The organism is Dactylosporangium thailandense (assembly GCF_059739745.1).
Map to the genome: position 1 here is coordinate 9,180,167 of NZ_AP029195.1, position 12,606 is coordinate 9,192,772.

Genomic DNA, 12,606 nt, shown 5'->3' on the forward strand with positions numbered 1-12,606 from the left:
AGCCGTTGGTCGTTGGTCAATCCTGGCTACGACTCGTCGAGCTTGGTATGGGGTTTTCGGGGATAAACGGGGGCACGATCCCGGTGCCCAAGTGCCCGTCGGCGGGTTGGACATCGGCACAGGTTGGCGCCCTGTCTGACCCGCATCATCGTTGTAGAAGCGGAGCGCGGCTTCCCAATCCCTGGTCCACATCCGACCCAACCGGACGTTCGTGCAGCTGCGGGTGACGGTCCCCCGCACGGCGATCCGGGACTGGCAGCAACCGACGCCCGGCAAGTCAGGGCCTCGGCATACCGGAGACCTGGCCGACGTCGTTGACCTCATGCTCGCCACCGGGGCACGAATCGGCGAAATCCTCGCGCTGCGGTGGGACGACGTGGACTTCAGCGCCGAACGTCCCACCCTTACGATCTCGGGCACCATGGTCTACATCAAGGGCACGGGTTTCGTCCGTCAAGACTGGACGAAGAGCGATGCGGGCCACCGGACGGTCGTCCTCCCGAACTTCGCGGTTGGCATGCTGCTGGCGCGGAGCGTCGCGGCTTCGGACAACCCGAACAACTCGGTCTTCGCCACCCGCAGGGGTACGTGGCTGTCGCCGAACAACGTTCGGCGGCAGTGGCGGCAGGCACGCGCCGAGGCCGGCCTGGAGTGGGTGGTTCCCCACACCTTCCGCAAGACCGTGGCAACCCTGATCGACCGGGAGGCCAGCACCAAGAGTGCGGCGGCCCAACTCGGTCACGCCACCGAGCAGGTGACGAACCAGCACTACATCGCCAAGGCCGCCCTCGCGCCCGACGTCTCGGAGATCCTGGAACAGCTCGGCGCCCACGGCCGGTCCGGTGACCGTCCGTCCGGCAGTAGCGCCACCACGCGGGCCGCCTGACGGCGGTTGGCGGCCGTCCGGGGCGATTGGCCCCGCCCACCCGGGGCGGTCGAATCTGATCCCCGCAAGCCGTTTACGAGGGGTTTTCGGGGGCGGGTTCAAATCCCCATCGACAGAAATCGGCCCCCTGACCTGGTATCCCCAGGTCAGGGGGCCGTTGCCGAGCCGCCTAACGGAATCGAACCGTTGACCTATTCATTACGAGTGAATCGCTCTGCCGACTGAGCTAAGGCGGCAACGGTTCCCAAGTGTACGGCACGCCCGGGGGGCGTGCGCGAGGGGATTCCCCGTCGGCGCGCGCCCGGGTAACGTCCCGCGCGTGATGCCCGACGATATGCCGCCCGCGCCGGGCGAACTGTCCGCCGACCCGGGCGAGCCCCTGCTGCCGATCCCCCAGGAGGACGACGAGGCCCAGCCCATCGCCCCCGGTGGCCGGCCGACCGCGCTGGACCCGGACCAGATGGGGTTCACGCCGCGCCGGGCGGTGCCGTGGCTGAGCCCGGTGCTGCTCAGCGGGACGGCGGTGCGGGTGCTGCTGGCCGACCTCTTCGGGGCGTACCTCGACAAGCGCGAGCTGCAGGACGCGCTGTCCGCACGCATCCTGCGCGAGGGGGCGGACTTCGCCGGCGAGGTCACCGACGAGGGCGAGTGGCCCGACACCCGCGAGCTGTGGGTGGACTTCGCGGCCGACACCGGGGACGGGTTCAACGCGACCTACTCGGTGGCGTACCTGCTGGCCCAGCCGAGCCTGACCGTGGACGGGCACGAGCTGCCGCGGGGCGAGGTGCTGGTGCTCGGCGGGGATCAGGTCTATCCGACGGCCAGCGGGCAGCAGTACGAGGACCGCTTCAAGGGCCCGTTCCGCGCGGCGATGCCGGAGCCGCCCGAGGAGGGACCCCGGCCGCGAATGTACGCGGTGCCGGGCAACCACGACTGGTACGACGGCCTGACCGCCTTTCTCCGGCTCTTCGTGCGCGGCGACGAGGGCTCGGTCGGCGGCTGGCGGACCCGGCAGTCGCGCTCCTACTTCGCCATCCAGCTGCCGAACCGGTGGTGGCTGCTCGGGCTGGACGTGCAGGGCGGCGCCTACATCGACGACCCGCAGCTGCGGTACTTCCGCTCGGTGGCCGCCCGCCTCGGCCCCGGCGACAAGGTCATCATCTGCCCGCCCTCGCCGAGCTGGGTGGAGTCGACCGACGACCGCAAGGCCTACGACAGCCTCGACTACTTCGTCCGCACGATCATCGCGCCCACCGGGGCCGACGTGCGCGCGATGATCTCCGGCGACCTGCACCACTACGCGCGCTACTCCCGCCCGGGCCGGGAGCTCATCACCTCGGGCGGCGGCGGGGCGTACCTCTACCCGACCCACGAGCTGCCGGAGCAGATCTCCGTCCCGCCGGTGCGCACGCTGGTCCGCAACGCGTCGCCCTCGAAGACGTACGAGCTGCGGCGCACGTTCCCCACCAAGGCGCAGTCGCGCGGCCTGGCGTTCGGCGTCTTCTGGCGCGTGCCGTGGCGCAACCCGATGTTCCTGGGCCTGCTGGGGATGCTGCAGACGCTCACCATGCTCGCGTTCGTCAACGCCGCCGACCGCGTGATCTCCGGCGTGGAGCAGCGGCTGGTCACCGTGCCGGCCGTGCTCATGGTGGTCATCGACATCCTCGGCACCTGCCTGCTGGCCATGCCGCGCTCGGCCGGCCAGCGAAGGCCCCGGCACTGGCTGCTCGGCGTCCTGCACGGCCTGGCCTTCGTGGGGCTGGCGACGCTGGGCACCTGGGCGTGGCTCAGCCTGCCCTTCGTGGACCTGACCTGGCCGTTGCCCCTGCTCATCGCGATCGTCCTGTACCTGCCGCTGTCGGGCGTCGCCGCGGGCGAGCTGTTCGCGTTGTACCTGCTCATCGCGGCCAAGTTCGACGTGAACGTGAACGAGCTGTTCGCCGGGCAGGGCATCACCGGCTACAAGGGCTTCCTGCGCCTGCACTTCAAGGCGGACGGCTCGCTCACCATCTACCCGATCGGCGTGCGGCGCACCGGCCGCCACTGGCACGCCCGCCCGTCGGCCGCGCCCTCGGCGCCCTGGTTCGAGCCGGGCCGCCCGATGGACGTGCACCTCATCGACGAGCCGATCGAGATCCGTTGAGCTCGTACCCGCCTGGCCTTGGAGCGCGCTTAGGCCGGTCCTCTCGCGGGGCGGCGCGCTGCACGTGCCCGCGGACGCTCGGCCCGCCGGACCCGGCGCGCTGCGTGTGCCCCACGAACGCCTGGTTACCGGTGGGGCGCCGGGCCTCGCGCGCAGCATGTGCCCCGCGAGCGCCTGGCGCACAGACGGAATCCGAGCCCGGCGCGCTGCGTGTGCCCACACGGACGCCTGGCGCGCGGACGGAATCCAGGCCCGACGCGCCGCGTGTGCGGACGAGGCTGAATCCGGACCCCACGCGCCATATGTGTCCCGCGGACGCCTGGCCCGCGCAGACGGAATCCAGGCCCGGCATGATCGGCGGGACAGGGCCTACAGCGCCACCCTGGTGACTCCCGCGATGGAGGCGGCGCCCCGCGGCACCTGCGGCGGCAGATACTCGAGCGCGCCCAGCCGCCCCTCATGCCGCTTCCGCAGCCGATCGGCGCCATCGAGCGCATCGGCGGCCGTCCGCAGCACCCGCTCCGCGATCCGCCCCGCCGCCGCGGCGGCCTCGGGCTCCTGCGCCGCGGTCACGACGACGACGGCCTCGGCGGACTGCAGGACGCGGGCCACGGCCTCGGCCATCTCGCCCCGGAACTCCCCGGCCCAACCGGCGACACCGTCGAGATAGGCGGCGGTGGCATCGACCCGCCCCACGACGCTGTCCTCGTCGCCCCCGATGAACTCGGCCAGCGCGGCCCACGCGACACCGAAGGCCTCGGCCCCGCTGCCCTCCCAGCCGCTGCCCCGGACGTCGGCGGAGAGCCGCTCCGGCAGCACGCGAAAGTCATCCCCAAGCCCCCGCAACTCCTGAACGGCGGCGCGAATCGAGCCCACGTCGAGCCGCAGCGCAAACTCGAGCACCTCACTGGGCATGGCCCCCACCCGCAGCAGCAGCCCTTCGACCCGGCTACCAGCAGGAACCCCTCCCGCGTCAAGCAGAACCTCGACCCGCCGGAACAGATCGTCCCCCGGGCCGGCCAGCCGATCCAACGCGTCAGTCATGCCCGCCCCGACGATCAACTCCGGCGCCGAACCGCAGCGCACAGTCGAGCACCTTGCCAGGCACGGCCTCCACCCGCCGGAACGTCCCCGGCCCGGCCGGCCGATCCAACGCGTCGGTCATACCCACCCCCGACGATCAACTCCGGCGCCGAACCGCAGCGCCCAGTCGAGCCGATCCCGTGCGTCGGTCATGGCCGCCCCCGGCTGTCTTCCTCGGCACCGCGATAGCCGGCGGCCGCCCGCCGCAACGCGTGTGCCGTCTCGGCCAGCCGCGCGCCGTGCTCGACCGCCTCGCGCCCACGATCGTTCAGGGCGATCGCCAGCAGCCGGTGCAGGTCTCGCCCGGTCTGTCCGAGCGCGCCGTCGGAGTCGGCCCCGAACGCCCGGGCGCCGGGGTCGATGATGTTGATGGTGGTGCTGGCCCGGGCCAGCCTGTCGCCGGCCTCCTCGAGCCGCTGCGCAAGGTCTTCGAGTCGCATCTCTTCCCCCGCCCGGCCGACCGTCGCCCGGGATGCTCCCGCGGTGGCGATGGTCGATGTCATTGGAGTTCGCGGTAGTCGCCGAAGGTCTCGGCCCGCAGCTTCCCGCGCGCCCAGGCCGCGGCGTCCGCGGCGGCGGTCACCGCCTCGCGGACCGAGCGCGACACGGTCTCGCTCGACCGGTTGTGCAGCGGGCCTTCGATGCGCACGTCGCGGATCGTCCCGTCGGCGGTGACCAGGACCTCGACCAGCCCGTCGGCCGATCGCACGGCCACCTCGACGGTCTTCACCGCCTTGTCGAACCGGGCCTGCAGCTCCTCGATGCGGCGGTAGCGCTCGACCGCCTCCTCGATCCAAGTCTCGTCGATCTCGCGCCCCATTCGACCTCCCGCGCCCGACCGTACGGCACCCCGACGCCCCCACGGAAGACCGAATCCAACCCTGTGGATAACCCCGCCCCGCTATCCACAACCGACGGGTAACCGGAGCCGGGACCACCAACCGTCGTCGATGGGTCGTGCGGGGCGTCCTCCACGGACGCGACGAGGGCCGGTGCGGGCCCGCCGCGACGCAAGGCCGGCGCAAGCGCACCGCAACGCGACGCGACGCTGGCGCAAGCGCACCGCGACGCCAGGCCGGCGCAAGCGCGCCAGTGCAGGCGCACCGCGACGCGACGCGCCGAAACCGAAGGGGTCAGCCCCGCCAGAGGGCCAGCATCATGGCCTCGACCGCGATCCGCGGCTTCACGTTCGCCTCGATGGCGACGCGGCACTCCAGCACCGCCTCCAGCCGCCGCAGCGTGCTCTCGCCCGTCCACTTCTCCGCCGCGGCCGTCGCCAGCTCGTCGACGTCGCCGTGCACGGGAGCCACGTCGGCGCCGAAGGCGTTGGCGATCACGTCGCGGTAGAAGCCGGCCAGGTCGACCAGGGCTCGGTCCAGCGAGTCGCGCTGGGCCCGGGTCGCGCGGGACTTCTGGCGGCGCTCGAGGTCCTTCAGCTGGCCCGCCGAGCCCCGCACCGCGCTCGCGGCGCCCTTGCCGGTGCCGCCCGCGCCCAGGGCCGTCTCCAGGGCCGAGCGCTCCTTCGCGTCGACCTCGGCGACCGTCGCGGCGGCCTCGGCCTCGGCCGCCTCGATCAGGGCGCTCGCGGCATCGAAGGCGGCGCCGATGCCGGTGAGGCGGCGCGGCACGGCGAGCACCGCGTCCCGCCGGCTGCGCGCCTGCGGATCGCGGGCCAGGCGCCGGGCCCGGCCGACGTGCCCCTGCGACGCCGCGGCCGCCCACGCGGCGGTCTGCTCGTCGATGCCGTCACGCCGGTGCAGGACCGCGGCGATGGCCTCGGCCGGGGGTTGCCGCAACGGTACGACCCGGCAGCGCGACCGGATCGTCACCGAGATGTCGTCGGGGTGGGTGCTCGGCGTGCACAGCAGGAAGACCGTGCGCGGCGGCGGCTCCTCGACCGCCTTCAGCAGCGCGTTGCCGGCCGCCTCGGTCAGGCGGTCGGCGTCCTCGACCAGCAGCACCTGCCAGCGCCCCTGGGTCGGCGAGCTCGCGGCCCGCAGCACCAGTGCGCGCATCTCGCCGACGGCGATCGACAGGCCCTCCGGCACCACGAACCGCACGTCCGCATGTGTGCCGGTCAGCGCGGTATGGCACGCCGGGCACGTGCCGCAGCCGCCGTTGGGGCACTGCAGCGCCGCCGCGAACGTGCGCGCGGCGACCGAACGCCCCGACCCCGGCGGCCCGGTGAACAGCCATGCATGGGTCATCGCCTGCTGCCCGGCCGCGCCCGGCGCCTCCCCGCGCACGATCGCGTCGGCCGCCTCGACGGCCCGCGAAAGCGTCGCCACGGCATCCGGCTGCCCGACCAGCTCGTCAAAGATCGGCGGCGTCATACCCGCGACCCCTGCCCGGACGATAAGCCGGAGGCCCCGCCCGACGGCCCGGGAGCATCCGGGTCGTCGGAGGCGCCGGCGGAGGCGGGGTCCGGATCGCCCGTCAGGGCCGAGGCGACCTCGGCCGCGTCGTGCAGCACCGTCTCGATGGAGGACTCGGCCTCGGGTATCAGGTGCCGCACCCGTTGCAGGATGCCCTCCGCCAGCGCGTCGACCCCGTTGGTCGCGTCGAGCACGAGGTAGCGGCTCGGGTCGGCCGAGGCCAGGTCGAGGAACGCATACCGCACCCGCTCGTGGAAGGCCAGCGACTCGCTCTCCAGCCGGTCCGCCTCCCCCCGCTTCCCCGCCCGCGCCAGCCCGACCGACGGGTCCAGGTCGAGCAGGACCACGAGGTCCGGCTTGAGCCCGCCCGTCGCCCACTTCGACAGCCACGACACCTCGTCGACCGGCAGCGTGCGCCCGGCGCCCTGGTAGGCCAGCGAGGAGTCGACATACCGATCGCTGATGACCACCGCCCCGCGCTCCAGCGCCGGGCGGACCACGGACGCCACGTGGTGCGCCCGGTCGGCCGCGTAGAGCAGCGCCTCGGCCCGGGGCGTCAGCACCTCGCCGCCATCGGCCGGCCGGTCGAGCACCAGGCTGCGGATGCTCGACCCGATCGGCGTGGCCCCCGGCTCGTGGGTGACCACGACCTCGCGCCCGATCGCGCGCAGCCCGTCGGCGAGCCGGTCGACCTGTGTCGACTTGCCCGCGCCCTCGCCGCCCTCGAACACGATGAACACGCCGCTCGCGGCGCGCGGGTCGGCGGGGCTGAGCGGGCGGCCGCGGACCGAGCCGATCAGGTCGGCGAGGAGCGGCACGCCCTTCTTGTCGTCCATCTGTTTCAGGGCGAACAGGCCCGCGAAGACGCCCAGGACGCCGGCGATGGCGAGCAGCGGCCGGGTGCTGGAGACGTCGAAGGCGTAGAAGCCCAGGTTGATCGTGCGGGTGCCGCCGAGGCCGACGATGACGCTGGAGAGCGAGATGGTGAGCATGAGCACCACGCGGGTGCCCATCTGCACGAAGGCGAAGGCCCGGCCGCGCATGTCGTCGGCGACCTCGCCGCCGAGCAGCGTGGTGCCGGACAGGAACGCCATGCCGGCGCCGACGCCGACCAGCAGCGCGCCGCCCACGGCGATGGTGAGGTGGGTGGCCAGGGCGAGGATGAGGACGGAGCCGGCGGCCAGGATGATCGACAGGCCGAACCAGCGGCGCCGGGACAGGGCCCCGACGAGCTTGGGGCCGGCCGCGATGCCGAGCCCGAGGCCGAGGAAGAGCACGGCGAAGAGCAGCGCGAACGCCTTGGTGCCGGCGCCCAGCGAGGTCGCGTAGAACTTGGCGGTGCCGACCACCACGCCGCCGCCGGCGAAGGCGCCGAAGATGCCCAGCACCAGGCCTCGCACGAGCGGCGTCTTGCTGACGAAGGCCCAGCCCTGGGTGAACTCGTGGATCATGCCGGGCTTGCGCTCGACCCCCGCGGTGCGCCGGCCGCTGATCTCGCGGATGCCGAAGAACACGGTGCCCGCGGTGGCCAGGAACGTCAGCGCGTTGAACCACAGCGCGACCGTGCTGGGCTGCAGGCCGGTCGGCGCGGTGGGGCCGAAGATCGCGGTGATCAGCGACTGCAGCCCGATGAGCACGAGCGCGGCGACGACCGGCGTGATGCCGTAGGTCGTGGCGAGGGTGAGCTGGTTGGCGGTCTCCAGCCGCGCCCGGGGCAGCAGGTTGGGCACCGCCGCCTCCTTGGCCGGCGTCCAGATCATCGCGACCGTCTCGATCACGAAGGTGGCGATCGCGGTCCAGCTGATGACCAGGGCGGCGTCGCGCGTGACGAGCGCCGCGGCCGGGATGGAGGCGAAGAACAGGAAGCGCAGCAGGTCGCAGACGACCATCGTGAGCCGCCGGTCGAACCGGTCGGCGAAGACGCCCGCCACCGGGCCGAGGATCAGCGCGGGCAGCAGGCGCACGGCGATGACCGAGCCGAACGCGACGCCCTGGGCGGCCTCGTTGGACACCTGCGCGGCGGCGAACGTGGAGGCGGCGAGCAGGCCGAGCCAGTCGCCGAGGGACGAGAGGCCGAGCACCGCCCACAGCCGGCGGAAAGGCCGGATGCGCAGGACGGCACTCAGCTCCCCGAATCCGGAAAGATCGCTGCTGGCGATGGCGGCACCCCCTAGAATCTCCGGTCCTCACGCTACAGGCCACCCCCGACAATTCCGGAGGCGCGCCCAAGTACGCGAGGTTCTTTCATCTTCCTGGGGCACCGGTTACCGTGACGTCGTGTCCAACGCTCGTGCCCGTTATGACCGGGCTACCGCCGATCTCGACCCGCCGTTCGCGATCGTGGACCTGGATGCCTTCGACGGCAACAGCAAAAGCCTGGTCAGCCGGGCCGCGGGCAAGCCGCTGCGCGCACCGAGCAAGTCCGTCCGCGTCCGCGCGCTGATCGAGCGCGCCCTGGCCCAGCCGGGCTGGCGCGGCATCATGGCATTCACCCTTCCGGAGGCCATCTGGCTCGCCGGGCACGGCACCGCGGACGACATCCTGGTCGCCTACCCCACCGCCGATCGCGCCGCCCTGCGCCGCCTGGCCACGGACGAGAAGCTGGCCGCCACGATCACCGTGATGGTCGACGGCATCGAGCAGCTCGACCTCGTCGACGCACTCGTCCCGGCCGATCGGCGGGCCGCGCCCGTGCGGGTCTGCATCGACCTCGACGCCTCCTGGCGGCCGGTGTCCAAGGTGCACATCGGCGTGCGTCGCTCCCCCGTGCACAGCCCGCGGCAGGCCGGCGAGCTGGCCGCCGCGATCGCCGCGCGGCCGGGGTTCCGCCTGGTGGGGCTGATGTCCTACGAGGCCCAGATTGCCGGGCTGGGCGACGCCCCGCCCGGGCGCCCGGTGCGCGGCGTGCTGATCCGGGCCATTCAGCGGCGCTCGATGCCGGAGCTGCTCGCCCGCCGGGCCGCGGTCGTCGCCGAGGTGCGCCGCCACGCCGACCTGGAGTTCGTCAACGGCGGCGGAACCGGCAGCGTGGCCGCGACGGCCGCCGACCCGGCCGTGACCGAGGTCGCCGCCGGATCCGGGCTCTTCGGGCCGTGGCTCTTCGACGGGTACAGCAACTGGCGCCCGGAACCCGCCGCGTTCTTCGCCCTGTCGGTCGTGCGGCGCCCCAACGCGGACACCGTGACCACGCTCGGCGGCGGCTGGATCGCCTCCGGCGAGACGTCGCCGACGCGTCAGCCGCTGCCCTGGCTGCCGGAGGGCCTCAAGCTGATCGGCACCGAGGGCGCGGGCGAGGTGCAGACCCCGCTCGTGGGCCCGGGCGCGGCCGGCCTGCGGGTCGGCGACCGGGTGTACTTCCGCCACTCCAAGGCCGGCGAGCTGTGCGAACACGTCAACGAGGTGCACCTGGTGCAGGGCGACCGGATCGTCGACGTCGTCCCGACGTACCGCGGCGAGGGCCGAGCCTTCCTGTGACGCTGTGGCGGGAGGCGATGGACGCGGCCCTCTACGGGCCGGAGGGCTTCTTCCGCCGCGAGCGCCCCGCAGACCACTTCCGCACCAGTGTGCACGCCTCGCCGCTGTTCGCCGGGGCCGTCGCCACGCTGCTGGGCCGCCTCGACGAGGCCCTCGACCGCCCGGCGCGCCTCGACCTCGTGGACGTCGGCGCCGGCCGGGGCGAGCTGCTGATCGCCGTCCTGGCCGCGCTGCCGGGCGACGTGCGCCGGCGGGTGCGCGCGACGGGGGTCGAGCGGGCCCCTCGACCGGGTGATCTGCCGTCCCCGATCGGGTGGACCACGAGGCCGCCCGAGGGGGTCGCCGGACTGCTGATCGCCACCGAGTGGCTCGACAACGTGCCCGTGGACATCGTCGAGCTCGGCACCGATTTCCGGATTCGGTACCTCAGCGGCGACCTCACCCCCGCCGACGATCCGATCGCCCCGGCCGACCGGGCGTGGCTGGAGCGCTGGTGGCCGCTGGACGGCGCCCCGCCCGGCGCGCGGGCCGAGATCGGCCGGCCGCGCGACGAGGCCTGGGCCGCCGCGGTCGCCACCGTCGATCGCGGCCTGGCCCTGGCCGTCGACTACGGGCACTTCGCGGCCGGGCGCCCGCCCTTCGGCACGCTGGCCGCGTTCCGCGACGGCCGCCAGGTCGAGCCGGTGGCGGACGGCGAGCGGGACCTGACCGCGCACGTCGCGCTCGACTCGCTGGGCGCGCCGGTCCTGCCCCAGCGCGAGGCCCTGCGCCTGCTCGGCGTGGACGGCGCCCGGCCGCCCCTCGCGCTCGCGAGCACCGACCCGGCCGCCTACGTGCGCGCCCTGGCCCGCGCCTCGGCCGCGGCCGAGCTCACGGACCCGGGCGGGCTGGGCGGCCACTACTGGGTCATGCGCTGGGTATGACCGATGGTCATACCGGCGGTACACTGGATGGCATGACGACGAAGGTGACCCTCTCGTTCTCCGACCAGACCATCGCCGACGCCCGGCACTGGGCCGAGCGCGACGGGGTGTCGCTCAGCGCGTGGATCGACCGCGCCACGCAGGAGCGAGCCCTGCGGGAGATCTTCTCGGCCCACGCCGAGGCGGTCCGCCGCGCCAAGATCGATCTCGACGCGTCCGCACTCGCCGACGAGGAGGAGATCGCTATCGTCGACGCCGAGCTATACCGTGGACGCCGTGCGTCGCGGTGAAGTGTGGCTCATCAAGGGTGCCCGTGAGCGGCTCGGCCTGATCATCAGCTCGGACGTCTTCAACGGCACCGACGTCCCCGTCGTCATCGTGGCCGAGGTGACCGACGCCGAGGAACTGCGCGACTCGCCGCTCGCGGTCGAGCTCGACGAGTACGTCGTCATGCCCGACCGGCTCTCCTCGCCGCTGAAGCGGTGGTTCGTGGAGCGGGTGGCGGTCGCCGATACGAGCACCATGCACAACGTCTCGAGAGCGCTGCGCATCCTCCAGGACCTCTAGAGTTGACCCATGACGTCCGAGGTCACCGTCGGCACGGGTGCCGGGCTCGACACCGCCGACATGGTGCTCAACATCGGCCCGCAGCACCCCTCCACCCACGGCGTGCTGCGCCTGCGGCTGGTGCTTGACGGCGAGCGCGTGCTCAGCGCCGAGCCGATCATCGGGTACATGCACCGCGGCGCCGAGAAGCTCTTCGAGGTGCGCGACTACCGCCAGATCATCATGCTGGCCAACCGGCACGACTGGCTCTCGGCGTTCTGCAACGAGCTCGGCGTGGTGCTCGCCGTCGAACGGCTGATGGGCATCGAGGTCCCCGAGCGGGCCGTGTGGCTGCGCACCGCTCTCGCCGAGCTCAACCGGGTGCTCAACCACCTGATGTTCCTCGGCTCCTACCCGCTGGAGATCGGCGCCATCACGCCGGTCTTCTACGCCTTCCGCGAGCGCGAGACGATCCAGGCCGTGCTCGAGGAGGCCTCGGGCGGGCGGATGCACTACATGTACAACCGCGTCGGCGGGCTCAAGGAGGAGGTCCCGGCCGGCTGGACGACCCGCGCCCGGACCGCGATCGACCAGGTCCGCCGGCGCATGCCCGACCTGGACAACCTGATCCGCAAGAACGAGATCTTCCTGGCCCGCACGAAGGGCGTCGGGGTGCTCAGCGCCGCCGACGCGGCCGCGTTCGGCGCGTCCGGGCCGGTCGGGCGGGCCTCCGGGCTCGATCTCGACCTGCGCCGGGACGAGCCCTACCTCGCCTACGGCGAGCTGTCGGTGCCGGTGGTGACCCGCACGGCGGGCGACTGCCACGCGCGCTTCGAGGTGCTGCTGGATCAGGTGTACGTCTCGCTCGACCTCGCCCAGCAGTGCCTCGACCGGGTGGACCAGCTGACCGGCCCGGTGAACGTGCGCCTGCCGAAGGTCGTCAAGGCCCCCGAGGGCCACACCTACGCGTGGACCGAGAATCCGCTCGGCATCAACGGGTACTACCTCGTCTCCCGCGGCGAGAAGACCCCCTGGCGGCTCAAGCTGCGCACGGCCTCCTACGCCAACGTGCAGGCGCTGTCCACGCTCCTGCCCGGCACGCTGGTGCCCGACCTGATCGCGATCCTGGGCTCGATGTTCTTCGTCGTCGGCGACATCGACAAGTAGGAAACCGGC

At 73.0% G+C, this 12,606-nt stretch carries 11 protein-coding genes, 1 tRNA gene and 1 pseudogene; 7 read left to right on the forward strand and 6 right to left on the reverse strand.

The annotated features are described in order from the left end of the window. Positions 1-235: 235 nt before the first annotated feature. Positions 236-886 (forward strand): annotated as a pseudogene (locus AC6JBM_RS40875) (site-specific integrase); the annotation flags it as partial. A 163-nt stretch (positions 887-1,049) separates the two neighbouring features. On the opposite strand, the gene AC6JBM_RS40880 reads toward AC6JBM_RS40875, so the two are convergent. Then, positions 1,050-1,122: transfer RNA gene (locus AC6JBM_RS40880), tRNA-Thr, on the reverse strand. Positions 1,123-1,208: 86 nt separating this feature from the next. Between AC6JBM_RS40880 and AC6JBM_RS40885 the strand changes: the two genes are divergently transcribed. Next, positions 1,209-3,029: a metallophosphoesterase gene (locus AC6JBM_RS40885; RefSeq protein WP_497986643.1), complete on the forward strand. Its 1,821-nt coding sequence runs from the start codon at positions 1,209-1,211 to the stop codon at positions 3,027-3,029. Positions 3,030-3,398: 369 nt separating this feature from the next. On the opposite strand, the gene AC6JBM_RS40890 is transcribed toward AC6JBM_RS40885, so the two are convergent. The 5 genes from AC6JBM_RS40890 to tmk all read right to left on the reverse strand — a co-directional run bounded on the left by AC6JBM_RS40890 (position 3,399) and on the right by tmk (position 8,568). Continuing rightward, the gene (locus AC6JBM_RS40890) at positions 3,399-4,073 is read right to left on the reverse strand and encodes a hypothetical protein (RefSeq protein WP_497979162.1); all 675 of its coding nucleotides are present in this window, start codon (positions 4,071-4,073) and stop codon (positions 3,399-3,401) included. Between the two features lie 188 nt (positions 4,074-4,261). After that, complete coding sequence (locus AC6JBM_RS40895) at positions 4,262-4,615, reverse strand: hypothetical protein (protein ID WP_497979163.1); 354 nt, start codon at positions 4,613-4,615, stop codon at positions 4,262-4,264. Then, positions 4,612-4,932 carry a YbaB/EbfC family nucleoid-associated protein gene (locus AC6JBM_RS40900; RefSeq protein ID WP_497979164.1) on the reverse strand — a complete coding sequence of 107 codons (321 nt, stop codon included), beginning with the start codon at positions 4,930-4,932 and terminating at the stop codon, positions 4,612-4,614. Before AC6JBM_RS40900 ends, AC6JBM_RS40895 begins: the two co-directional genes overlap by 4 nt. Before the next feature lie 313 nt (positions 4,933-5,245). Beyond that, on the reverse strand, positions 5,246-6,445 hold the full coding sequence (locus AC6JBM_RS40905; protein WP_497979165.1) for a DNA polymerase III subunit delta': 1,200 nt from the start codon (positions 6,443-6,445) through the stop codon (positions 5,246-5,248). Then, positions 6,442-8,568 (reverse strand): dTMP kinase, encoded by a 2,127-nt coding sequence (gene tmk / locus AC6JBM_RS40910; RefSeq protein WP_497979166.1) that lies wholly within the window; start codon positions 8,566-8,568, stop codon positions 6,442-6,444. The genes AC6JBM_RS40905 and tmk overlap by 4 nt, the downstream gene beginning before the upstream one ends. 196 nt (positions 8,569-8,764) lie before the next feature. On the opposite strand from tmk, the gene AC6JBM_RS40915 reads away from it, so the two are divergent. Genes AC6JBM_RS40915 through AC6JBM_RS40935 form a run of 5 tightly spaced genes read left to right on the forward strand, consistent with a single transcriptional unit; the run spans position 8,765 to position 12,597 of the window. Next, entirely contained in the window at positions 8,765-9,961 is a 1,197-nt protein-coding gene (locus tag AC6JBM_RS40915) for an amino acid deaminase/aldolase (RefSeq protein WP_497979167.1), read from the forward strand. 17 nt (positions 9,962-9,978) lie between these two features. Continuing rightward, entirely contained in the window at positions 9,979-10,884 is a 906-nt protein-coding gene (locus AC6JBM_RS40920) for an SAM-dependent methyltransferase (RefSeq protein WP_497986644.1), read from the forward strand. A 32-nt stretch (positions 10,885-10,916) separates the two neighbouring features. Next, a complete protein-coding gene (locus AC6JBM_RS40925) occupies positions 10,917-11,174 on the forward strand; it encodes a DUF6364 family protein (protein WP_350612335.1) in 258 nt (85 codons plus the stop codon). Continuing rightward, complete coding sequence (locus AC6JBM_RS40930; RefSeq protein WP_497979168.1) at positions 11,152-11,451, forward strand: type II toxin-antitoxin system PemK/MazF family toxin; 300 nt, start codon at positions 11,152-11,154, stop codon at positions 11,449-11,451. The genes AC6JBM_RS40925 and AC6JBM_RS40930 overlap by 23 nt, the downstream gene beginning before the upstream one ends. Before the next feature lie 9 nt (positions 11,452-11,460). Beyond that, positions 11,461-12,597, forward strand: a complete 1,137-nt coding sequence (locus AC6JBM_RS40935) for an NADH-quinone oxidoreductase subunit D (protein ID WP_497979169.1) — start codon at positions 11,461-11,463, stop codon at positions 12,595-12,597. The last annotated feature ends 9 nt before the right edge of the window (positions 12,598-12,606 follow it).

What these genes read in the sequence shown, in the direction of transcription:
- AC6JBM_RS40895 (WP_497979163.1), bottom strand. Translation starts at nt 4,615, where the DNA reads ATGACATCGACCATCGCCACCGCGGGAGCATCCCGGGCGACGGTCGGC.
- AC6JBM_RS40920 (WP_497986644.1), top strand. Translation starts at nt 9,979, where the DNA reads ATGGACGCGGCCCTCTACGGGCCGGAGGGCTTCTTCCGCCGCGAGCGC.
- AC6JBM_RS40885 (WP_497986643.1), top strand. Translation starts at nt 1,209, where the DNA reads ATGCCCGACGATATGCCGCCCGCGCCGGGCGAACTGTCCGCCGACCCG.
- AC6JBM_RS40890 (WP_497979162.1), bottom strand. Translation starts at nt 4,073, where the DNA reads ATGACTGACGCGTTGGATCGGCTGGCCGGCCCGGGGGACGATCTGTTC.
- AC6JBM_RS40905 (WP_497979165.1), bottom strand. Translation starts at nt 6,445, where the DNA reads ATGACGCCGCCGATCTTTGACGAGCTGGTCGGGCAGCCGGATGCCGTG.
- AC6JBM_RS40925 (WP_350612335.1), top strand. Translation starts at nt 10,917, where the DNA reads ATGACGACGAAGGTGACCCTCTCGTTCTCCGACCAGACCATCGCCGAC.
- AC6JBM_RS40935 (WP_497979169.1), top strand. Translation starts at nt 11,461, where the DNA reads ATGACGTCCGAGGTCACCGTCGGCACGGGTGCCGGGCTCGACACCGCC.
- AC6JBM_RS40900 (WP_497979164.1), bottom strand. Translation starts at nt 4,932, where the DNA reads ATGGGGCGCGAGATCGACGAGACTTGGATCGAGGAGGCGGTCGAGCGC.